The sequence below is a fragment of the Prosthecobacter sp. GW821-HT29F12 genome (assembly GCF_058803405.1).
Genome location: NZ_CM179517.1, coordinates 2,550,284 through 2,572,373 on the forward strand (window position 1 = coordinate 2,550,284; position 22,090 = coordinate 2,572,373).

Sequence of the window (22,090 nt, forward strand, 5' to 3'; positions counted from 1 at the left end):
ACCGGGCCGTGGCCACTTCGCCAACAGAAGTGTCCACGGCTTTTTCATATCCACTTCAACCCAATACACATCCATACCCATGCAAACCATCTCACTTCCTGTAGCCGAACTGAGGACCGCACTCGCGGGTCTCGGCAAAGTCATTCCCAAACGCATCAGCCTTGCCATTCTTGGCCAAATTCGCGTGCGTCGTCACGACTCCGGCGTCATCGACCTCACGGTCACAGATCTGGACCGCTTCGCCACCTACTCAATGAATCATCGGGGCCAGGCCGAACCTTCCACTATGCTGGTTCCGTTCGGCGATTTGAACAACATCGCCAAAAGCTGCGGCGGTGCCGATCTCATCGAGCTCGTCCCGCTCAGCAAAAACACCATCTCCATTCGCTTCCCGGTGGGCGGCCAGAGCGCCGAACATCACTGCGAATCCGCCCCGCCCGAAGAATTTCCTCTTCAGCCGGAGGTCCATGGAACCAGCATCGCAGTTCATGAGGCCCTGCGCTCATCCATCCATGAGGCGCTTGAATGCGCCAGCGCTGACCCCGCCCGCCCCGTTCTCAACGGAGCGTTCATTGATGTCCGCGACGACAGGGCTCACTACGTTGTTGGCACGGATGGTCATCACCTGTTCAGCTCGAACAGTTTTTCGCTCCCGTTGAAGGAATCCATTCTCATCACGGAACACAAGTTCCTCGGCTGGAAAGGCTTTCAGCAAGATGGCGAGTGGAAGCTCCGAACCATGCCTGCCAAAGACGACGGTCCGCCCTGTTTTGAAATCGCCAGCAACCACTGGTGCTTTTTGTCACAGAGCATCGACAGCCAATTCCCCCAATGGAAAACGGTGCTGCCCAACCCTGCTTCATACCAAACCACGATCTCCATCAACCCGGAGGCCGTGGATGAGGTGATGGTGGCGGTGCAGCGCTTGCCCCTTGGTGACGACAAACATCACACCATCGGCCTTGATGTTGCTGGCAATGCTTTCCGCCTGCTGGGCAGATCCCGGCCGGAGTTGCCATGGACAAAGATCGACATTCAGGAAGCCGGAGCCACCGGTCCTGATGCCACGATTTTCCTCGACCGGCGAACGCTGCTCAAGGCGCTGCGCTTTGGTCTCACACGCATCGAAATCATCGACTCCATGTCACCCCTCAGGTTCAGCCTGGCTGGGCGGCAGATGATCATCATGCCCCTGCGCATGAATGGCGACACCAATGCCGCCACAACTCCGCCTCCTGTTGAGACAGCACCCACCCCAAATACCAATCCTCCGCCATCAGCGGAACAACCCACACCACCACCCATGCAAACCAACAAACCCACCCTCGGACAAACCAGAACATCAGGAGCCAACGGCTCCAGCACGCCAACTGCTCAGACGGCAACCAGCAAAGAAGAATCCAAATCCTCACTCGAAGCCGCCCTCGTGCAGATCGAGGCGATCAAGACGGGATTCCGTGAAACCATCAACGGCTTGACCAGGCTCGGGGATCACATCCGCCAGTCCATGCGCGAGCAGAAGGCCAGCGAGAAGGAGATCCAAACCGTGCGTCAAACCCTGCGCAGCTTGCAGGGCGTTCGCATCTAGCATCAACCCACAATCACAAGGCACGGGCCGGGCGCATCCACCAGATGCCCCGGCCCGCCTTGTTTTCAGACCATGTCACCACGCATCTCCAGCCTTGTCTTCGACAAGGAAGAGCGGCCACGACGAGCCACCATCATCACCAGCCTCGGCACCGTGAAGGTGCAGTGGACGGAGGTGCATGGTGACCGCAGCTGGTTCACCAGCGGCGGGCTTGATGCCAAGAAACTCGCCGTGCCCGTCATCGAACGCATCGAGCGCCTCACCCAAAAACTGTGACGCTCATTCAAACTCAAACCCAACACTTAAAGGAACCATCCCCATGATTGCTCATCTCGAACTCGAAGCCCCAACGTTCATTCAACGTCCCCATCCCAACCTCATCCTCCACTGCGGCGCTCGTGCCGCCGAGCGGAAGGAAATCATCGCCGTCCCCACTCCGCATCCAACGGAAAGCTGGAGTCCCATCCCGCACATCGAACTGGTGAAACAAGTGGAATTTACCCTCCGCAGCAACGGCCTGAGCGTCGGAACTCAGGCCCACAGCCTGACACACGACGGCATGCGCTACTTCGGCCTCATGGAAATCCAGCGTCGTGAGAACGACAAGGATTACTGTTGGGTGCTCGGACTGCGCAACAGCCACGACAAGACATTCCCCGCCGGCATTGTGGCAGGATCATCCGTGTTTTGCTGCGATAATCTCGCGTTTTACGGGGAGGTCAAACTCGCCCGCAAGCACACCCGGTTCATCTTGCGTGATCTGCCCGGCCTTGTGCAGAGCGCCGTGGGCAGGCTGATGGAGCGCTGGCACCATCAGGACAGCCGCATCGCCAGCTACAAACTCACCGACCTCGACGACCGCACAGCCCACGATCTCGTGGTTCGTGCCCTGGATGTCGGTGTCTGCCCCAATCGCCATATCCCGCTGGTTCTGCATGAATGGCGTATGCCACGTCATGAGGACTTCCAGCCCCGGAATGTCTGGAGCCTCTTCAATGCGTTCACCGAAACGTTGAAGGGCAATCTCACCGAACTCCCCCGCCGTACGGAAGCCCTCCACGGCCTGCTCGACAACCACGTCGGGCTCTCCGCCTAGCTGCACTTGATTCCCACAGGATCAAGCTGCCGCAGGCGGGACGGAAAAGCTTCTCTCACGAGAGGGGCTTTTCTTTTAGCTACCGAAGACAATGGTGGGGCGCCATCTGTTGTGATCCCCCATTTTATATCTCACAGCACCGCCAATGTCACTTGCACATAACGGTCGGATACCAGAAGGACCCATACTAGTTCTTTCCTTCTTTTAGGCAGGTCTCGATGTACCTTCTTGCACTTTGGATGGCCTCTTCCCATTCTCCCACCGAGTTTATCAAAATGGTTTTCCTGTATTGATTCCCTTTCCAATGCCCAGTGACTCGAACTTCACCAAGTTGAGTCGTCCTAAATTTCGCTGCAAGATGTTCCCAATCGCCTTTTGCCAGAAGAAGCACTTTAAAAACAGGCCGGTTGGTTGATGATGACCAGTTGTTCTCCCAATCATTTATCGAAACATCATTTTCCAAATAGTTGAAAGAGTTCCCACGCAATGCTGCATTCATCTCGAACTGCGTGGATGCGGTACTCACTCCCAGAAAGCCAAGAAACGTTCCAGTTTGCCTTCGCATCGCATACTCCACATAAGGCTCCGGTGTAGTTTCCCTAGGATGCCAGGTTGTCAGGCATATGACAATCATTGCACCAATGATTCCACCAACAATGCCAACGTAATACCACAGTGGCTTTTTTGGCTTTTTGCCGACTTTCGTAGCAGCTTCTTGAAGCCTCTTCAATCCAGTTGAGGAGAGTTCTTTTGGCGGAGATTCAGCCGCAGCACATAGGGCAAGAAGGTGGTACGCAGCCGCAAATTGTTCGCTTTCGAGTTTCCTGGCAGGGTCGGACTCGATGATCGCGTTGAGTTCACTTTGCTCATCAGCAGACAGCTCCCCACGTAACTTTGCCGTCACACGCTCCATGAAGAGGATGTCGTCTTCGGAATTCATATTCAGAATGTGGTTAAAAACATAAAGCTGATGCATGTGAGAGCCTGCAATTCACCCATCAGCGCCGGCTTGAGTCCTATGCACTCTTTTAATTCACGCAGTCCTTCGTTAAGATAACCACCAACACTCCCGATTGGTAGGCCGTGCTTTTCGGCAATTTCTCTGTGCTTGAGGCCGCCCAAGAAGAAATCAAAGAGAATGGCTTTCTGTTTGGGTTTTAACGTCTTTAGAATTTCGTGGATGATTTTTGCCCGGTCAGAAACTGCAGCATAATCATATGGGGTCGGTTCGTCAGAAGGGAGCTCCATGAACTCATCCTCGCCCACTACTTCGTCGTCTGATGCCTTGCGTTTTTTAGCGCTCTCCTTCCTGATAAGGTCAATAGAAACGTCGGCTGCAATGTGAACCACAAAGTTCCTGAGCCCCATATAATTCTGGAATTGGGTCTCCTTGGGCAGCTTGAGCATGAGCTTCGTGATGCTCGTAATCGCCACATCCTCAGCATGCTTCGAAGCCCAATTCCCAAGAGTGCGTTTCGCTTGATTCAGTGCTGGCCCGTAGAGGTACTCGTAAACTTCTCTCGTCCAAGCTTTTGGGTCCTGCCGCAAAGACTCAAAAGGCACCTCGGGCTCCCTCAGTGAGCTAAGATGAGAAGAGCCGGTTTCCATTTCGGTGTAAACTTTTTACGTCCTTCATTGTGCTGAAAATGAGTCGTTTATGAGGAAGCAAAGAAAAGAGTACCAAGAAATATTTCCTGTTTTTCGGACAAGCTATGACGGCACCGAAATGCGCCGCTTTAAACAAGATAGCAAGCAAACCCAAATGAAAACAAAAATTGTCAGGTCCCTTCTCTGCATCTCCCTGGTTTCGTCCTCCATTGATGGACAAGCCGCAAGTGTCATGCGCTCGAATTCACAACCATCGCCCGCTTCCAAGTCCCAAGTGGCTAAAGCGAGGGCTGGGCAGATCAAACAAGACGCCCCGAAATATGTCATCTTGACCTTCGTCGCCGTGGTGGTTGCACGCTTCTTCACACTTTCAGGGAATGCGCTCACTGCATTCGATGCGGCGAACATGCCCTATGAGTTGTCGCCCCTCCTTGCCTACACCGCTTCTGATCTCAACCACTAGTCAGCATCCCTTCGAAACTCGGTCAGCAACTTTTAACATACCACATCTCATGAAAAACATCATCACTCTCGGAACCGCACTGATCCTCATCACCGCACCAGTCAGCGCAAAAGAAAATAAAAATGAAGTCCTCAAAGCAGGGGGTGCTGCTGCAGCGGGAGCTCTCGTGGGCGGAGCAACGTTCGCAACCACCGGATCAATTGGTATCGCTGTGGCTGGCACAGCGTTTTCTATTGGTGCCGCGCCGATCGTTGCAGCAGGTGCCGTATTCGGCATGGCAGGGTATGGCATCTACCGGATTTTCAAATGAGCGTATCGAGAGCTCACGCCAAACATTTTTCGAACAAAATCATCTCCAAATCCTATGAACACGTCCAATACACGCAATGCGCTGGCAAAAGGTTTTTCAGTCGCCCTTGTGCTGAGCATACTTTTCGGTGGCATTTATATTCTTGTTTATGTTGGACCCATAAAAGTGGTTAGCTCCACCAAAAATGAGGCCATCAGCGCCATAAACGAAGGATACGACTTGCTCAGACGAGCAGGCAGCGATCTTTATCGCGCTCTTCAATTGGAGCCCAAGATCACCATAGCAGGCACTGTCGTCCATGGTCCTGCAACTGAACTCACTGAACTGGTGACAGCTACAAAGGACTTTGAGCACACGTATTTTTATCAGGCCACGTGGGCTGGAAGCACCAAGCGCCTGGAATTGAAGGGTGATTTTGTTGCCAAAGCCGGCTTCCCGATAAATGACTCCTTCGGCCTGAAGCTATCGGAAGATGGAAGAATTGTGACCGTGCATCATTCGAAGCCGATCTTGATTTCATCGGAATTGAAGAATCTCACCGTGGTTAAGGATGAAAATGGGTGGTGGAACAAATTGACACCCGAAGATCGAGAGGCCGCCCATAATAGCCTTCTCCAACAGGCCAGAACGAGTGCCGAAAAGTCCGATCTGATGGCCTCCGCGACCCAGAAACTGTTGGATCGTCTCACCCCTCTTCAGGAACAGTATTCGTTCCAGACGGCCGACGAGGTTCTTCCATGAGGTCGGTGATTCCTGGTCTGCGAATGTGATGCACACAAATGTTTTAGAGCACCACTTTGTTCTGGGCTGTCGTCGCTGCAACGGGGTAATGCAACGCTCCAGCCGCCACCTCAAGACTGAGAAAGAGATTGAATTCTCACCTATCCATGTGTCTTTGGTTTATGAAGCGTTCATCATTAATTTCACGGATCGTCTTTTGTGCGTTAGCGAGTTTTATTTCGAGTGCCTTCGCACAACAGTCACCGCCACAACCTTTGCTCTCCAATTCGACGCTGGCGCCGCTTCAAATCCAAATTCCCTTTCCGACCAACACCAACAGCCTCACGCAAAAGGTGTATGACATTCCAAGGGCGGATGGAGGAGTGACGACGGTAACACATAATTGGAGCAGTCAGAGCCACGGTGCAGGTTCTTATATGGGAGCCAACTATGCGCCGCTATCCTCAGACGCCGCCTTCACCCGCAAAATCGTCGGGGGGAATAGTGAAGCCGAAGTATGGTTGAACCTCGGAGTGGTTGTAGCGGGCATTACTGCTGAGGCCTACAAGCAGAACGAACCAGCGATCAAAACAGGGATCGCGGATCTTGGGAAAAAAGTAGATTCTGCCACTGGCGTGGTAGTGCAAACGTATAATGATGCGGCCGCTGTTGCTGGCCGAGCTACATCGACAATCAAAGAGAACTGGCAGGCAGTCAGCAACAGCAAAGCAGTCAAGACGACTGCTGATCTCGCCAAATCCGTCGCAGACGAAATTAGCAAAGCGAGCGCCGAGGTTTCAAAGACACTGACTCAAGACTCGGTTGTCAAACAGAAAGCCGTTGAATATTGGCAGTCACTCTTTGGCAAGTGACCACAAGGTCTCGCGCTCCTTCATGCTCTCAGTTGTCAGATGAGAGACGCTGATTTTGCTATCTGTCTGCCCAATGTCCGTCCGCTACTGGAATACGAAACAGGCGAGATGATCACTGCAAAAGGGATCCATCTTGAATGAAGCTTCCTTTAAAGCCACCACACCCGGTGGTGTCGTCATCACCTGGGATGAGAAACGCGGTTTCAGCGGGCCGCTGTGGACTACTTTGAACCAGGGGCTCGATTCCATTCCGGGCGGCACCTTCACTCCGCTCGCCATGCTGGCCCGCCAAGTCCTGCTCAATCTCCTGCCGAGCTGCATTATCACTGACTGTGTCAGTATGCCGCTGCCGCCTTTTAGGCCGATAAGAATTAGCTAAAAACCGTGAACGGTGAAGAGCCACATGGGATTAAGCAGGGTTGAGGGTGCTGAGGTATTGTTGGAAGGCCATGGCGGTCTCAAGAGGTTCAAGCGGCACGGCGGTGGTGTCCGCCCAGGGCGCGTTGGTTTCATCATTCAGCCAGGCGCTGTGACGGGCGGCGAGTTCGACCAGGCGCGGCTCATTACAGCCAAACACGGCGCCATCCTGGCCACAGGGCGAGATGAGCAGGGCTTCCGCCTTGTCGCTGTCTGTGGGGTTGAGTGCGACGATGGAACACACGCCCTGCCAGAGCAGGCCGAACTTGGTTTTGATGTCGGCGGCAAAGCCGTCGATCTGAATCAGGCGGCCGCGTGCGGCTGTGAAGGTGGCGTTGGAGAGTTGGAGGTTCATGGTTTGAAAGTGCGGAGATGTTGCAGGGGCAGCCACTGTGCTTTTGCGGTGTCGAGCATCGAGAAGCCTGACCGCAAATATTTAGAGGAACTCGGAATCCATGAATAACGCGACCAAGGAAAAACACGTCAAAAAAATAGCGGCGCCGCCAACGCCGCTCCCCATGGAAGCGGTGTGCTCTCTCCAAGTCCGGCCCCTTTAAGTGTTTCCACAGCATCAGAAAGCGTTCTTCGAGTCGAGAGGGAGATTGGGGTGCGCGAAAGCACAGGCGGGGCATGTCCTGTGCGAAAAGTCAAAAAAGCCAAGACATCACCCTGCCATTGTCCTACCCAATACAGTAGTATGAGTGCATGGAAAATAACATGAGCACTCCAGAGGTAACACGGACGGCTAACGAATGCATCGAAGCGCTCGCTTTGACTGGAACCAAGCGTCCCCAGGGAATCGTGGACTGGATGCACTACGGTTTCGCACTGCGGTACGGCGGATTGAGTGATTTTGTGGAAGGGGAGGAAGAATGGGAACAACTCGAAAAAGCGGCAGGTGCGCTCGGAAAAGAGACGCTGATCAAAGTTCTCCCCCTGGTCGAAGTCCGCTCATGGACGACAGGATCGCTGCTGATGTGCCGTCTTCCAAGTCTCCTGGGTCCGGAACTTTCCGCCCACGCACTCGGGCGTTATCTCGCCGGTCTATCAAGGCACATCCGACGAGCGGCGAACCCGGATGCCCTGGACATCTTAATTGGAGACCATCTGAACGGCACCTCAGCTCCGGCAGTCTTTGATGTGGTGACGGAGATTCTGCGAAAGCTTCCGGACGCTTCGCTGGATGCGGAGTCTGCCGCTGAGATTGCGGCGAATGCGATTCAGGCAAACCGCCTTGATGTGCTCGATGCCGTGTTGTCGCACCATGATTTTCGTGGCGATGGGTATGTTACCAGAGTCAATGGCTACCCGCATCAGATGGGATTCGAGCGGCAGCTCTCCCAACACAGCACCCGTCTGCTGGACGTGCTGCTGGAGGCCGCAGTGCGGTGTTACCAACCATCTGCAATGCGCATCCTGCTGGAGCGTGGAGCCACACCCAACCTTCCCTGCTGGAATCTCGAACGGAGCTTCAGCGACTGGTTCAGCGCGTTGTCATTTGCGATTCATGCATTGCGCGATGCTGAGGACACTGCTGATGTCCAAGAGATGATCGAGCTGCTGATCAAGCATGGTGCGAATGTACAGGGCTTGGCGTGTGAGGGCATAAATAATCCGCTCATGCTCGCCATGAGAAGCCAGCGATGGGGCTTGGCAGACCGACTTCTGGAGCACGGCGCTTGTTTCAAGGGGGGGCGAGACTACAAACCGGAGGATTTCATAAAGAAGGGGCAATTCATTCCGGGCGGTCATCCTCTAATCACCTACCGGCAGCATGATCTTGATTGGGTGATGCAAACGATTGCCCCGCTTGTTCCGCTGGCTGAACCCTGGCAGGTTCCCTTGTTTTACAAAGGTAATGCGCAAGGTGGCGTGACCACGACATTTCTGAATTGCGTGTTGGCGGATGAGAAGTTGCCACTTCTCAAAAAGTATGAAGCCCTTGGCCTGCCCACCACCCTGACGCCGACATTGATTTCAGACATTGTCGCTGGTGGCCACTATGACGCTCTACTTCATCTGTTGCGCAATAACCCGAACCTTCCGCGAGTCATGTTCCGCATCCGGCGACACAAGCCGGACTTCGGCACGTCGATGCGTCAGCTCTGGCTATGCCAACCGAACCCTGATGGATCGAACGTGCTGGATCACTTTGATTCGCACGGACAAACACCGCTTCAATTGCCAGACGGCAGCCGCGTGTATGCTTGTCTCGATTGCCTTGCCCCACCCGACCACAATCATGGGCCTGTTACCAAAGAATGCTTTTGGCTGGAGCGGATAACCGCCGACGGTCGTCGACGCCGTGACCACATCGTCACTCGCAACATCCGCCGCATCTGGCACATGGAGCCGGTTCCAGCAAACAACCACCAAATCCCAAGAATGATCCCGCTGGTCAAAGAGGTGGACGGGCGCTTTTTTTGGCTCGGCATCAACATGGAAACGCTTTCCTTTGGACAAAATGCTCCTGCTGAATGGCGTTCCACCATCAACGCTTGGGTGAATGGCGAGACTTGGCAGCACATTCTCTGTGAGTTCATCGAGCGAGGCAAGGCACAACGAGCAGCAAGCGTCGAGATGCCCATACCTGTGCTCAGCGATGACGAACTCAAACCTTAGCTCCAGATGAATATGGTTCATCCGCTGCTCTTCATCATCCCTGCCAGCTCTTCTCGCACCCGGCTCTTGAGTTCCGGTGGCCCCAGCACCCTTGCTTTGCTGCCCCAACTCAGCACCCAGCGGGTGATTTCCTCCAGGCCGGACAGGTCCGCTTGAAACTCGATCACGCTGCCGTCCGGTTTCAGCTTTCGGATCGCTTGAGTCGAGTGCCACAGGCGCTCTGCCACTACGCGAGCGGCGTAGCCTTCAAAGCGGAGGTGCACCTCGTGTGTGCGCTTCTCCTCACCCGCATAGCTCCACACGCCGAAGCCGCCTCCCAGATGATCCCGTGCATTGAATTGGGGACTGCGTTCAAATTTAGTCTTCAGCAGGCTCAGGTTCGTTATGCGCTGAAGTGCAAAGGTTCGGACGGCTTTCCTTACTGGGTCATGGGCCAGCAAATACCAGCCGTGCTCGATCTGCCCCACATGATAGGGATGTACAGTTCGCTGCTCCGGCTTGCTGCCGGTGAGTTTGTGATAATCAAAACTCACCTCCCTGCACGCCCGCACTGCATCGAGCAAATCGCCAAATAGCGTCACATCCGCCGGCAGCACCCCAGAGGCCTTCACTGAAAAGGCTTCGTCCAGTTCATGCCACTCGATGGAAATCTCTCCGGGACAAGCATCCGCAATTTTACTGAAGCTCTCCGTCAGCATGCGTTCCAAGCGTGTTCCCCGCAGCGGCTCCAGCGCATGACGTGCCAGGAACAAGGCCACGAGGTCATTGCGGGACAGATGCAGCATCGGGAACTCATGCACCTCCCGCGTGTAGTGGTAGCCGTGCTTGAGCGGGTCATACTCCAGCGGCAGCCCGAGCTGGTCGCGCATGAAGGTCACATCTCGCTGGATGGTCTTGGTCGTCACCTCGATTTCCTGTGCCAAAGTAGAACAGTTGGGATATTTGCCGGTGCGGATGATCTTGTGGATCTCCAGGACCCGCCACATCGCTGGACGGCTGGCACCGGAACGCTGAGAGGGAGACGAATCAGGAACCTTGGCTCGTGATGTTCGTGAGGTGGATACTTTAGGCATCTTAACGAAGATTAATGCAGAAAGTTCATCTGTCACCCCACCAATGTCCCACCCCCTGTGACAGTTTGCGGCCACGATGAAAACCGACCCCATTCCACTAGCCTCAAATAGCCTCACCGAAATTGCCTACATCCTGGACCGTAGCGGCTCCATGCAGCCCATGCAGGAACCCGCCGTAGCTGCTTTCAATGACTTTGTTCAATCGCAGATCGACGTGCCGGGAGAGGCACGCCTGACGCTGGTACAGTTCGATGATCGCTACGAGGTGCCCATGATGGCGCTTCGTCTGCAAGACGTTCCCCAGCTCACTGCGGCCACCTACGTTCCGCGTGGCAGCACGGCCTTACTCGATGCCATCGGCCGCACGATCCGGGACCTTGACACTCGTTTTCAAAAGCTTCCAGCCTCACATCAGCCTGCTAAGGTCATTCTCGCCATCTTCACGGATGGCATGGAGAATGCCTCGCGGGAATACAGCGCCAAGCACATCGGCGATCTCATTCACCTTTACCGCGAGACAAAAGGCTGGGAGTTCCTCTTCCTTGCTGCGAATCAGGATGCCATTGCCAGTGCCACCGTTATGAACATCGAATGTGCCGTCGCAGCCAATGTCACCTTCAGTGCCAAAGGCATCAAATCCACCGGCAGTGCCCTCGCTCGCAAAGTCCGCGCCTCCCGCCTCAAGGCCAGTGGTCAAATGGACGCCGCTGCCGAGACGGACGGGGCCATGACCCTGGATGCCATTCTGCGGGAGGAGGAATCCAAATGATTTCCAGCAGAAATGAGCCGTTCCACGTCCCTTTCAAGGCCATGCCACAAACGATGCACGGTTTGTCCTCATCCATGAGCAAATGATGAATACCTCAACCCTCACAGGTTTTTTCGTCTTATGCGTGCTCAGCTGCCTTGCCGCTTCGCTCGCCGGCGCGATAGCACTGGGTCTCGTGTTTGCGGTGGCAGGTATCGCCAGTCGCACCTGCCATCGCCAGAATGCGGTCAGTACCAACACGCCTCGTCCGGTCATTACCTACCTGCAGCACGCCAATGCGTGTGAGCCGCTGATCAGCCTCCAGCGCGGGCAATTTGTCACCGTACCTTGGCCGCACACCCTTCAGGTGCATCTGTCTGCAGGAGTCCGCCTGCAAATCCTCGAAGCCACGCCCCGAACGCATCCGCGTCATGGCAGTTTGAACGATCCATTCGACTGATCATGAGACGCCGCTCCTTTTTCGCTCGCATCTTGAATGCGTTGACTGCATCTGCCACCGCATCATCAGCCGTCAGCACTGCACCGGTCCTTGCAATTCCTGATCCAGTCACCTTGCTGAACGCAGCTGACAGCGAAATTCCACCTTGGCTTAGGCACTGGCGTGGCCTGTCACGCCATCCCATCTGGGAAAGTCCTGACCCCACAGCAGCGCTTTTGATTCACGCCGCCGAACGATCACAAAGTCTGCGGCTAATCTATCGGGGTGGCACCAAGCCAGGCGAGCCACGGCTTTTCTCACCGGCACTGGTGTTCTGTCCCGGGCAATCCGATACCCTTTACGCGAACGGCTGGTGCCATGACCGCAAGGCCCACCGCACGCTGCGTCTTGATCAAATCACACTGGAGTCGCCAATCCCCTGGTGAAAACTGCGCTGAACGAAATGGCACACAAGAATACGAGTTTCTGATTGTGCGGAATTGATTAGGAACCCAAGATCGAAACAACCCAACCTATTTAGAGATTTTCCGTGCATGTCCACTGCCTTATTTTCAGACCTCTTCCTAGAACTCACAGGTTCGGCTCCATTCCCTTGGCAACAAGCCTTGTATGACCGCCTTCTTTGTTCAGAGCCGCCTTCGGTTGCAGATTTGCCCACAGGTCTCGGCAAGACCTCAGTTGTTGCAATTTGGTTGATTGCTTTGCTAACACGTCCAGAAAAAGTGTCACGACGGCTGGTCTATGTCGTTAATCGACGCACGGTGGTGGATCAGACGACAGCGGAGGTTGAGCGCATTCGGGAGCGTTTGAAGGCGAATCCTGAGTTGAACGCGAAGCTGACTGCACTTTGTGCTGTGCCAGTGGATGTTCCCTTGGCGCTGAGCACATTGCGGGGACAGTTTGCGGACAACCGCGAATGGTGTGCTGATCCCGCTCGGCCTGCAGTGATCGTTGGCACAGTGGACATGATCGGCAGCGGGCTTCTTTTCAGCCGATACACCTGCGGATTTAAAACGCGCCCCCACCATGCGGCATTCCTTGGGCAGGATGTGCTGCTGGTGCATGATGAAGCTCATCTGGAACCCGCCTTCCAAAGGTTGCTTGACAGTATCGTGGACGAACAAAAACGGTGTGGTGATGCAAGGCCGCTGCATGTGCTGCAACTCAGCGCCACGGCTAGGGATTCCAGCAAGCCCTTCACCCTCACCCCAGCCGATGAGGAGCACGAAGTTGTGCGCCAGCGGCTCAGGGCTAGGAAGCTCCTGCGGCTCAACCCGATTGAGGATGAAAAGCCCGCCCCCCTGGCTGCAAAGCTCAGCAACCTTGCCTTGGCTCGACGCGATTCAGGCCGTGCTGTTTTGATTTTCGCCCGAACCGTCGATGCAGTGCAGAAAGTAGCCTCAGCGCTCGCGGCTGAAAAGCTGCCAGTCGAAGTCCTTACGGGCACCATGCGCGGCCTAGAACGAGAGGGACTCATTAAGAAACCCATCTTGAGCCGCTTCTTGCCGTCTTCATCTCGGCCTGAGAATGCGCAACCTCCTCACGAGGGCACGTGCTATCTCGTCGCCACCAGCGCGGGAGAAGTCGGTGTGAACCTCTCCGCAGACGACCTCATCTGTGATCTCTCGACCTATGAGAGCATGGCACAGCGCTTTGGCCGGGTGAACCGCTTCGGCATGCTCACGGACACCGTGGTCGAGGTCATCTATCCAGCCACCTTCAAAAACACCGACCCTGACGATAGCAAATTTGACCCCATGCAGGCTGCCCGTCAGCGAACGCTCAATCTCCTGCGCCAGCTCAATGCGGATGCCAGTCCCGCAGCTCTTCGGATACTGAATGCCGACGAGCGCACCAAGGCCTTTTCACCGCTTCCAACCCTCCGCCCCGCCACCGACATTCTGTTCGATGCCTGGGCCATGACCAGCATTCGCGAGCCACTGCCCGGACGCCCAGCCATTGCCCCCTATCTGCACGGCGAGGCTGAGTGGCAGCCCCCAGAAACTCAAATCGCCTGGCGTAGCGAGGTGGAAACCATCACTGGCGAACTCGCGAAAATTTACGACCCGGAGGAACTGCTCAGCGAGTATCCGCTCAAGCCTCACGAACTGCTGCGCTCGTCCTCCTATCGTGTGCGGGATGAACTCGCCCAAATCGTGAAACGTCTCGGCCATGACAAAGCCGCCACTCTTTGCCCCTGGCTGGTTTCAAATGATGGCAAAGTCTCCCGTTCCCACTCTCTCGCTGAACTCGCGGAAAAGGATAATGAAGCCCTGCTGCACGACGCGACCCTGCTGCTGGCTCCGCCCCACGGTGGACTTTCGGAAAGCGGTCTGCTTGAGGGCAAGGCTGCTGCACCGGAAACACCTGGCACACTCGACGTTGCCGATATTCTCGACGGCCCTGCCATGCGAGTTCGCGTGAAAAGCGCCTCAGAAGATGTTCCCGCAGAATATTCCCGTCTTCGCCTCAAGCTGCTCATCGACACGCTGATTCAAAAAGAAGATCTCAGTGAAGTCGATGAAGAAACCTCAAAGCCTCAATACTGGCTCTGGTTGGAAGCCAGAAAGGCCTCAGGCGCAGATAGCACGGGAAACACCACCGCCGTCTTTCTTGACAAGCACGTCGCAGACGTGGTGAGCCATGCTCGCAATATCGTCACCAAGCTCGGGCTCTCCGCATCGCTGGGCCGCTGCATCCTCCTTGCGGCCCAGCTTCACGATCTCGGCAAACGACGCCGCCACTGGCAGCAAGGCATTGGCAACTACGACAAATCGGAGTGCTTCGCCAAATCAGGCAAGCACCCAACCACCGGTAAAAAGCTCCGCCCTCGTCCTGGACTCGATCCCTATCGCCACGAGTTCGGCTCTCTGCTGGATGTCTCGTCCCCCAGCCAGCACAAAGAGGCCGACGCCCATCTTCTCTGCGACTTTGCAGCTCTTACAGACGAAGAAAAAGACATCGTTCTGCACCTCGTCGCCGGCCATCACGGTCGCGCACGACCTCACTTCGCGATGTCGCCCGCAGACGAGACTTTTGATCCCGAGTCCGAATACGAGGCCACTCAAAAAGCTGCCACCGAGGTGCCTCAGCGCTTCGCCCGTCTCCAGCGCCGCTTTGGCCGCTGGGGCCTCGCCTATCTTGAATCCCTCCTCCGCTCAGCCGACTACGCCGCCAGCGCCGAAATCGAACCTCTGCCCCTCCAATAGATGAACACCGTGAGACTCAGTGTGGACGTGACCAATCCCGGACAAATGTTTGCCTGTTGCGGGCTCATGGAGATCGCGAGCAGACTAGATGCTGAAAGCCGAGGCTGGTTCGAAGGCTTACAGTTCGCGATTGAAACGAAGCTAACTTTGCGCGACCTGCTAGCTTGCGCTCGTAATTTCAAATTCGAGAAATCACAAGACTTCAACGATGCTAGTGAAGAGGACTCGGATGACGATGAAGAAGGTGCACTGGTTCCGATTCACATTTTTTCTCCGATCTCGATTACCCTGGATTGGTGGGAACAGAAATCATTGAAGACTTGGGCAGGCTCCATGAAGGAAGCTATTATCTTCGCTGCAATGTGCGGAGCAATCGACCCCGATTCGCCCGACCCATTTAACCAATCTCAGGTGGTTTACGAGCAGCAGCCTGTTCCGCCAGCAAGCCGTGCGAAGAAGCCAAAAAAACGCGAACCCTTCTACTTTGATTCACGTCGAGGTTATAATACTCACTCCCGGGATGTTGGTTTCTCGACTGATGCGCAAAAGATGCTCGTTCTGGCAAATCCTGTTGTCGAGGCGCTCTGCTTTGTTGGTCTTCAGAGATGCCGACCTATTGCAACGGGTGAGCCACGCATTTTCAACTACAAAACGTGGAGCACGCCACGGGAGCTACTTCTCTTTCCAGCCGCTATTGCTGGTCTGCTCCCAGAATCACAGATCAGAACATACCAATTTGAGAACTGGTTCCGGACTAGCCAGCGCAAACACAAAGCCTTCCTTTCTGCCAAACTCCAAACCACAACACACATCCCATGAGCAACATCCTCGAACAGTTTGACCACTACCTGAAACCCGATGGTCCCGCCGCCATCGTCACACGCGAGCCTTTGATTCCCGTCGAGGGAGCCGACGGCGTGCTTTTCCCTTCTACCTATGCTGCTGATCCAAGTGGTGATTTCAAAGGTGGCTACAATATCGACGGCGACCTGAACGGCAAAAACATCGCCCTCGTGGATAGCGTCGGCTCCCAGGCCAACCGCATCGAGCCGCTCTTTGCCGAGCCTGAACATGCCGCGCTTGTCCCCCAAGTCGTCATTACCGCCGGAACCAAGAAAATTAACCTCTTGGAAGCGGGACATCGCGCAGGAGATGCAATCGTCCGCTGTTCTTCCCTGCAACAGGAACTCCAGGATGCGTTTAAGGCACTACTGGATGGAAATGCCGCCAGCTTAGCCAAAATCGCCCCCACTTCGCTCGTGTTCGGAGTCTGGGATTCCCGCGATACCCAGGCCAAAATGCCGCGTCTGATCGCCTCCACCATCCGCGCCTATAATGTGCGGAAATTGACCCGATCGGCGCAATACTGGGCAGGGGGCAGCTCTAGCCCCGTCACAGTGTATGACGACGAAAACATTCTCGGCCCCATCAAGGATGATAAAGACCGCAAAGAACGCTCTACATCCGGGTTCACTCATGTCCCTGCCACGGGCTCTCACGGCGGCATCATTGCCGACGGCGGCATCCGCCGGGATGCCACTCTCGCCGTTGCTGCTTTGAAGCTCATCCATGCTGGTTCTGATGCTGCGGCGACGCTTGTGTTGCGTCGTTACATCCTCGGCCTGGCCCTTGTCGCCTTCACCAAGCTGCCCGGTGGCTACCTGCGCCAAGGCACCATCCTCGTCTCCGATCCTGACCAGGAGCGCAAGACTGATGAAGTCTTTGCCAATGGCGCTCGAAAGCCGTTCACCGTCACTCATGACGCCGCCCTGAAATATGCTAAGGCGACGGCTGAAGCCTTCGGAGTCGGAGAAAGCCGGGAAGTTCCTTTCGATGCTGAACGAGCCAAAAAGGACCTCGAACCCAAAGAGAAGAAACCAAAGGCCAAGAAGGAAAAGTAACCGCTCCACGCCATGCCTGACCACATTTGCATCACCATCCGCTTCCTGGATGGCGCGTTCCACGGGCGTGCCGATCATGGGGAGCCTGAGTGGCCACCATCGCCACTGCGGCTTTATCAGGCCATCGTCGCTGCATCCGCCGCACGATGGAACGAACGCCGTGGCCTGCGCCATGCCGAACCCGCCCTGAAGTGGCTGGAGCAGCTCACGCCGCCAGCCATCATCGCTCCGCAGGCCCGCGAATCGCAGGGATACCGCCTGTATGTGCCGGACAACGCAGGCGACCTCGTGGGCCGCTCCCTTTCACGAGGAGGAGATGACAGCATCGCCAACTACCGCACCGAGAAATCCATCCGTCCGATGGTTTTCCCCTGTGAAGGTGCCGTTCACTACCTCTGGCCCACCGCCGGGTTGCCTCCCGGCTTCGACGAGCACCGCAGCGTACTTTTCCAAGCCGTGGAATCCATCACTCACATCGGCTGGGGAGTCGATCTGGTCGTTGCCTCAGCGGCAATCGTGCCAGAGGATGCTATCGCATCCCTCCCTGGCGAGACCTGGCAACCCGGTAGCGATGCCCCCAAAGCCGAACTCCGTGCTCCCAAACCTGGCACCTTCGACGATCTGGCCCAGCGGCATCAAGCATTCCTCAACCGCGTCACAGCCAACGGCTTCGCCCCAGTTCCGCCTCTCTCGGATTACCAAGTCGTGGGCTATAGGCGTGACTCCGACCCCGCAGCCGTTCCCCACGCCATCTTTGCACTCCGCAGCCTTGATGGTGCCAGTTTTAAGGCCTTTGATCCCGCCCGTCGCAGCCTGCACATTGCCGGAATGTTGCGTCATGCCGCCAGCCAGCCGGACTTGCTCCGTAGCGCCGGGCTAAGCCCCGAAGAAGGCCGCAGTCTCGTTCTCGGTCACGGAGAAGCCCAAGGTGAAAACCACCAAGCCGTCGCAGGCCCACGCCTTGCCTTCATTCCGCTGCCTAGCATCGAACCACGAGAAAAATCACTCGTCGTGAGCAGCGTGCGCCGGGTTTTGATCAGCCTGCGCGGCGGCGGCGACACGACAATCTTCAAACGCCTTGTGCAACGGCTCGAAGCACGCGAACTCATCGACGAAAGCAAAGGAGAGGTCGCCATCCTCCAGCAACAAGCAGTTGGGGAAAAAGAAACCCTTAAACTCTATCTTCGCTCTGCCACCACCTGGGCCACCGTAACCCCCGTCATCCTCCCCGGCTACGACGACCCCCGCAAGCTCCGTCAGCGACTCAAACCCGGCAACAAGCTTTCGGCAGAGGAAAAAGCCGCCGTGCTCGAAAAGCTCGACGAGCGCATCGACGTCCTCCTGCGCAAAGCCATCCGTCAAGCTGGCTACTCAGAAGCCCTCGCCACCCACGCCGAACTTGACTGGCGCTCCTCTGGTTTCTGGCCCGGAACCGCCCTTGCCACCCAATACGCGGCAGGAGATCAGCACCGCCGCTACCGCAAACTCCACGTCCGTATCACGTGGAGAGACGCGACTGGTACCACCATCCAAGTCCCTGGCCCGATCTGCATCGGCAGCGGTAAGTTCACCGGCATGGGCTTGTTTGCGGCGCTGACATAAAAACACCGGAGCATCCCCCTCGAGTTTGAGCAGGAGATTCAAAGCCGTCTGGCTCTGGATTATGGCTCCCACTTTGGCTTCGGGTTGTTTGCGCCCGTTTCTGATACCTACCGTCTGCCATATTCATCGATATGAAGAAATCATCCCGCCGAAGCAAGAAGGTCAACAAGAACGAACCGCTTGGCCATGGTGACCACTGGGCGGCTTTGGGCCTGGAAGGTGAGACGTTGATCTCGCTCCTGACTCTTACCGCTCAAGAAGCCACTACCATGCATGATTTTCAAATTCCATGGCCGCAGAGTGACTTTGGAAGATTGGTCCAGCTAGAACTGTCGAGCCGAGAGGTGATTTATTCCGTTATACTTGGGAAGCCACGCCATGAGGAATCGCTGAATTTACTCTCTGGCTTCCCTATTCTTTGCCACACCTCACCCTGGATCCTGGAAATCTTTGGCGTCGAAGACAGCTATGGTCCTTTCGAAGGCGTCATCACAGCTAATGCAGATACCGGTCATGGCCTTGAATTGTTTGCCCCACGGTTTGGCCGGGAAGCAGAGGAATGGCGGCGGGGTGGACGCATGAAGGTGGGACTTTCAGGGCTGGCACTTTCCTTGGAACGCTTTACTGCGGAACCCATTGTCATTAAGGATGGGCCGAGGATTGCGGAACGTCGCTCGGAATTGAATGCCGAAGGCCGGCATGATGAAGCCAATGATCCTAATTTGACCATCACTTTCCGCACAGAGGAAATGCGAACTTTATATTCCTCATTTCATGATCACCATGAATTGGTCGGTCAGGTCCTGCGAGTCGCCAAAGTGCGTTTGGCACCCGGATTACAAGGCTGGCGATTGGAAGTTCAGTGCCGACACGACGAAAACAATACGGGATCCACAATACCCCTCTACGTCTTTCCTCCAGCGCTGTCGGATGGCTACGTGCCAAAACGAGGTGATCTGATTCAGGGCACGATCTGGCTGCAAGGTACACACCTTGGTTTTTAGCAGCCTGCGTGAACTCCGCCCCTATTCAATAACCCATGCCTAGCCATCAATAGAGGCGGCCTTGCCAGGCTTGCGTTAAAGGCTGGCGCAGACGGACAGGTAGCGGGTTTGTTGTCAGGGCTGGTAGAGTCAGCAGGCCATTCGGATTAACTTTCCAAGCTGGAGCACGGGAGCAGGGCATAACATTTCTTTACGAATCGTGCTGGTGCAGCTAGCATGGTTCGTTCGATTCACTTTCACGAAGCCGCGCGGATTGACTGTTGCGGGCCACTTATCATGAATCTGCCCGCCTATCGCACTGCACGTGCTCCTTACCCGCATCGACCCGAGAAGTGGGAGCCGGAATATCTCTATGAACCGCTGCCGGAGCCGGTGGATCACCCGGAGTTCGATCTTTTTGGGGTACGGCGCATGGTGGAGGTGGCGGAGTCGTTGACCGATCCTGCGACGATAAAACCAGCCGAAAAAAGCCAGGAGCCGATGCGGGCTCGGATGCTGAATGAGTTTGTTTACTGCCCGCGCCTGTTTTATTACGAGCAGGTGGAAGGGGTGTTTGTGGAGAATGCGGACACTGCGCGAGGATCGGCGATCCATGAGAAGGTGGACCGGGGCAAAGGTGCGCTGCTGCGAGCGAAGAAGAAAGCGAGCGCCGAGGGCGAAGAGCCAGGTGTAGAGAGTCAGGCCTCGGCCGAGCCAAGCGCTGGCGAGACTGCGGCGGCAGAGACCATGACGCCGGCTGAGGATGCGGAGCCTCCCATGGAGACAATTCATTCACGCTCAGCCATGATGAGTTCGACGCGGCTCGATGTGGTGGCCAAAATGGACCTCATCGAGGTGAAAGTGAAGGCACGATGTGCGGATGATTTTTTTGCCGTTCGCGAGGCGCAGTCGGTTACGCCGGTGGACTACAAGGCGGGTGCGCCAAGACAGGGTGTGGACCAAAATGAACTGTGGGATGCTGACAAGATGCAGCTGGGGCTGCAGATCCTGATCCTGCGCGACAATGGCTACCCCTGTGATGAGGGTGTCATTTATTACCGGGCGACGAAGCAACGAGTGCGACTGGTGATGACGACGGAGATCGAGGCGTGGATCATCGACCGCATCGCTGCGGCGCGGGTCGTTGCGGCCTCTCCCACGATCCCGCCGCCGCTGGTGAACAGTCCCAAATGCGTGCGCTGCTCTCTGGCACCGGTTTGCCTGCCGGATGAGACGCGGCTGCTGGTGGGCGCACGTCCCCTACCCTCCGAAACGTCCCGCTTTCCCGCGAATGCAGTGGTGAATTCTCCACGACGATTGATCGCCGCACGCGACGATGAGCGTGCGCTGTATCTGAACACCCAGGGGTATCGCGTGGGCGTCAAATCGGAGCGGCTGGTCATCAAGGATGGCGACAGTGTGATCGACGAGGTGCGGATGAATGACGTGACTCATGTGGCGCTGTTTGGGAACATCCAACTCAGCACGCAGGCGGTGCAGGAACTGTGCGAGCAGGAGATCCCGGTGGCCTACTTCAGCATGGGCGGCTGGTTTTACGGACTGACTCGCGGGCATGGTCTGAAGAATGTGCATACGCGAATTCGGCAGTTCGCCGCAGCGTCCAATCCGTTGCAATGTCTGGCGATGGCCCAAAAGATCGTGCAGGCGAAGATCAGGAACCATCGCACCATGCTCATGCGTCTGCATATGCAGCCGCCCGCCGCAGCCGTGCAGGGTATGAAGGAGATCGCCGGGCGTGTGCCGTCGGCTCGCGGTCTAGATGAGCTGTTGGGCATGGAGGGCGCAGCGGCTGCACTCTATTTTCAAAACTTCGCCGGTATGATCAAGGTGGGTGAGGACGATCTCGATGATGAGATCCCGGGACTGGAGATGACGCAGTCCGCTGAGAAAAAGCGTAAGGCCGAAGCGGAGGCATTCACCTTTGACTTCACCCAACGCCGTCGCCGGCCGCCCACAGACCCTGTGAATGCGCTGCTCTCGCTGGCCTACAGCTTGCTAGCGAAGGATTGCACCATCGCAGCTCTGGCAGTGGGCTTTGACCCGTACGTCGGCTTTTATCATCAACCACGCCACGGCAGGCCTGCGTTGGCCCTGGATCTGATGGAGGAGTTTCGCCCACTCATCGCAGAGAGCACGGTGCTGACTGCAATCAACAATCGCATGATCCAAAGCGGTCATTTTGTACGTGCCGGTGATGCCGTGAATCTGAGCCCCCAGGGGCGGAAGGCCTTTTTCCAAGCCTACGAACAACGCATGAACGCCCTGATCACCCACCCGGTGTTCGATTACAAGGTGAGCTATCGCCGTGTGCTGGAACTGCAGGCGCGGCTGCTGGCCCGCCATCTGACGGGAGAGATCCCGGAGTATGTGCCTATGGTCACCCGATGACGATTTGAA

The 22,090-nt window shown here is 56.1% G+C and carries 22 protein-coding genes; 18 read left to right on the forward strand and 4 right to left on the reverse strand.

Going from position 1 to position 22,090, the window contains the following annotated elements; translation table 11 throughout:
* Positions 1-79: 79 nt before the first annotated feature.
* From AC3RLQ_RS10540 to AC3RLQ_RS10550, 3 genes are all read left to right on the forward strand, one after another.
* Positions 80-1,588: a hypothetical protein gene (locus AC3RLQ_RS10540; RefSeq protein ID WP_493036839.1), complete on the forward strand. Its 1,509-nt coding sequence runs from the start codon at positions 80-82 to the stop codon at positions 1,586-1,588.
* 72 nt (positions 1,589-1,660) lie between these two features.
* Entirely contained in the window at positions 1,661-1,864 is a 204-nt protein-coding gene (locus AC3RLQ_RS10545) for a hypothetical protein (protein WP_493036841.1), read from the forward strand.
* A 43-nt stretch (positions 1,865-1,907) separates the two neighbouring features.
* Positions 1,908-2,684: a DUF932 domain-containing protein gene (locus AC3RLQ_RS10550; protein WP_493036843.1), complete on the forward strand. Its 777-nt coding sequence runs from the start codon at positions 1,908-1,910 to the stop codon at positions 2,682-2,684.
* A 187-nt stretch (positions 2,685-2,871) separates the two neighbouring features.
* On the opposite strand, the gene AC3RLQ_RS10555 is transcribed toward AC3RLQ_RS10550, so the two are convergent.
* Together AC3RLQ_RS10555 and AC3RLQ_RS10560 are read right to left on the reverse strand one after the other, a co-directional pair.
* Entirely contained in the window at positions 2,872-3,660 is a 789-nt protein-coding gene (locus AC3RLQ_RS10555) for an anti-sigma factor (RefSeq protein ID WP_493036845.1), read from the reverse strand.
* Positions 3,627-4,292: an RNA polymerase sigma factor gene (locus AC3RLQ_RS10560; RefSeq protein WP_493036847.1), complete on the reverse strand. Its 666-nt coding sequence runs from the start codon at positions 4,290-4,292 to the stop codon at positions 3,627-3,629. The genes AC3RLQ_RS10555 and AC3RLQ_RS10560 overlap by 34 nt, the downstream gene beginning before the upstream one ends.
* A 49-nt stretch (positions 4,293-4,341) precedes the next feature.
* Between AC3RLQ_RS10560 and AC3RLQ_RS10565 the strand changes: the two genes are divergently transcribed.
* The 5 genes from AC3RLQ_RS10565 to AC3RLQ_RS10585 all read left to right on the forward strand — a co-directional run bounded on the left by AC3RLQ_RS10565 (position 4,342) and on the right by AC3RLQ_RS10585 (position 7,036).
* The gene (locus AC3RLQ_RS10565; protein WP_493036849.1) at positions 4,342-4,755 is read left to right on the forward strand and encodes a hypothetical protein; all 414 of its coding nucleotides are present in this window, start codon (positions 4,342-4,344) and stop codon (positions 4,753-4,755) included.
* 49 nt (positions 4,756-4,804) lie between these two features.
* Positions 4,805-5,065: a hypothetical protein gene (locus AC3RLQ_RS10570; protein WP_493036851.1), complete on the forward strand. Its 261-nt coding sequence runs from the start codon at positions 4,805-4,807 to the stop codon at positions 5,063-5,065.
* 54 nt (positions 5,066-5,119) lie between these two features.
* On the forward strand, positions 5,120-5,806 hold the full coding sequence (locus tag AC3RLQ_RS10575; protein ID WP_493036853.1) for a DUF4230 domain-containing protein: 687 nt from the start codon (positions 5,120-5,122) through the stop codon (positions 5,804-5,806).
* A 161-nt stretch (positions 5,807-5,967) separates the two neighbouring features.
* Positions 5,968-6,657, forward strand: a complete 690-nt coding sequence (locus AC3RLQ_RS10580; protein ID WP_493036855.1) for a hypothetical protein — start codon at positions 5,968-5,970, stop codon at positions 6,655-6,657.
* A gap of 133 nt (positions 6,658-6,790) precedes the next feature.
* Positions 6,791-7,036 carry a hypothetical protein gene (locus tag AC3RLQ_RS10585; RefSeq protein WP_493036857.1) on the forward strand — a complete coding sequence of 82 codons (246 nt, stop codon included), beginning with the start codon at positions 6,791-6,793 and terminating at the stop codon, positions 7,034-7,036.
* 30 nt (positions 7,037-7,066) lie between these two features.
* Here AC3RLQ_RS10585 and AC3RLQ_RS10590 read toward each other — a convergent pair whose 3' ends face one another.
* Positions 7,067-7,429: a hypothetical protein gene (locus AC3RLQ_RS10590; protein WP_493036859.1), complete on the reverse strand. Its 363-nt coding sequence runs from the start codon at positions 7,427-7,429 to the stop codon at positions 7,067-7,069.
* A 362-nt stretch (positions 7,430-7,791) separates the two neighbouring features.
* Between AC3RLQ_RS10590 and AC3RLQ_RS10595 the strand changes: the two genes are divergently transcribed.
* Positions 7,792-9,696, forward strand: coding sequence for a hypothetical protein (locus AC3RLQ_RS10595; protein ID WP_493036861.1), 1,905 nt, complete (start codon positions 7,792-7,794; stop codon positions 9,694-9,696).
* A gap of 17 nt (positions 9,697-9,713) precedes the next feature.
* Here AC3RLQ_RS10595 and AC3RLQ_RS10600 read toward each other — a convergent pair whose 3' ends face one another.
* Positions 9,714-10,862, reverse strand: coding sequence for a helix-turn-helix transcriptional regulator (locus tag AC3RLQ_RS10600; protein WP_493036863.1), 1,149 nt, complete (start codon positions 10,860-10,862; stop codon positions 9,714-9,716).
* Here AC3RLQ_RS10600 and AC3RLQ_RS10605 point away from each other — a divergent pair.
* The 9 genes from AC3RLQ_RS10605 to cas4g/cas1g all read left to right on the forward strand — a co-directional run bounded on the left by AC3RLQ_RS10605 (position 10,846) and on the right by cas4g/cas1g (position 22,081).
* Positions 10,846-11,538: a vWA domain-containing protein gene (locus AC3RLQ_RS10605; protein ID WP_493036865.1), complete on the forward strand. Its 693-nt coding sequence runs from the start codon at positions 10,846-10,848 to the stop codon at positions 11,536-11,538. The two genes, AC3RLQ_RS10600 and AC3RLQ_RS10605, sit on opposite strands and share 17 nt — an antisense overlap.
* An 82-nt stretch (positions 11,539-11,620) precedes the next feature.
* The gene (locus AC3RLQ_RS10610) at positions 11,621-11,977 is read left to right on the forward strand and encodes a hypothetical protein (RefSeq protein ID WP_493036867.1); all 357 of its coding nucleotides are present in this window, start codon (positions 11,621-11,623) and stop codon (positions 11,975-11,977) included.
* A 2-nt stretch (positions 11,978-11,979) separates the two neighbouring features.
* Positions 11,980-12,402 carry a WYL domain-containing protein gene (locus AC3RLQ_RS10615; protein ID WP_493036869.1) on the forward strand — a complete coding sequence of 141 codons (423 nt, stop codon included), beginning with the start codon at positions 11,980-11,982 and terminating at the stop codon, positions 12,400-12,402.
* Between the two features lie 108 nt (positions 12,403-12,510).
* Positions 12,511-15,186 carry a type I-G CRISPR-associated helicase/endonuclease Cas3g gene (gene cas3g / locus AC3RLQ_RS10620; RefSeq protein ID WP_493036871.1) on the forward strand — a complete coding sequence of 892 codons (2,676 nt, stop codon included), beginning with the start codon at positions 12,511-12,513 and terminating at the stop codon, positions 15,184-15,186.
* Positions 15,187-16,005 carry a type I-G CRISPR-associated protein Cas8g2 gene (gene cas8g2, locus AC3RLQ_RS10625; RefSeq protein ID WP_493036873.1) on the forward strand — a complete coding sequence of 273 codons (819 nt, stop codon included), beginning with the start codon at positions 15,187-15,189 and terminating at the stop codon, positions 16,003-16,005.
* Positions 16,002-17,087 carry a type I-G CRISPR-associated RAMP protein Csb1/Cas7g gene (gene cas7g, locus AC3RLQ_RS10630; protein WP_493036875.1) on the forward strand — a complete coding sequence of 362 codons (1,086 nt, stop codon included), beginning with the start codon at positions 16,002-16,004 and terminating at the stop codon, positions 17,085-17,087. The genes cas8g2 and cas7g overlap by 4 nt, the downstream gene beginning before the upstream one ends.
* Positions 17,088-17,099: 12 nt before the next feature.
* Positions 17,100-18,689, forward strand: a complete 1,590-nt coding sequence (gene csb2, locus AC3RLQ_RS10635; RefSeq protein WP_493036877.1) for a type I-G CRISPR-associated protein Csb2 — start codon at positions 17,100-17,102, stop codon at positions 18,687-18,689.
* 131 nt (positions 18,690-18,820) lie between these two features.
* Entirely contained in the window at positions 18,821-19,693 is an 873-nt protein-coding gene (locus tag AC3RLQ_RS10640; RefSeq protein WP_493036879.1) for a hypothetical protein, read from the forward strand.
* Positions 19,694-19,969: 276 nt separating this feature from the next.
* Complete coding sequence (cas4g/cas1g, locus tag AC3RLQ_RS10645) at positions 19,970-22,081, forward strand: CRISPR-associated endonuclease Cas4g/Cas1g (RefSeq protein WP_493036881.1); 2,112 nt, start codon at positions 19,970-19,972, stop codon at positions 22,079-22,081.
* The last annotated feature ends 9 nt before the right edge of the window (positions 22,082-22,090 follow it).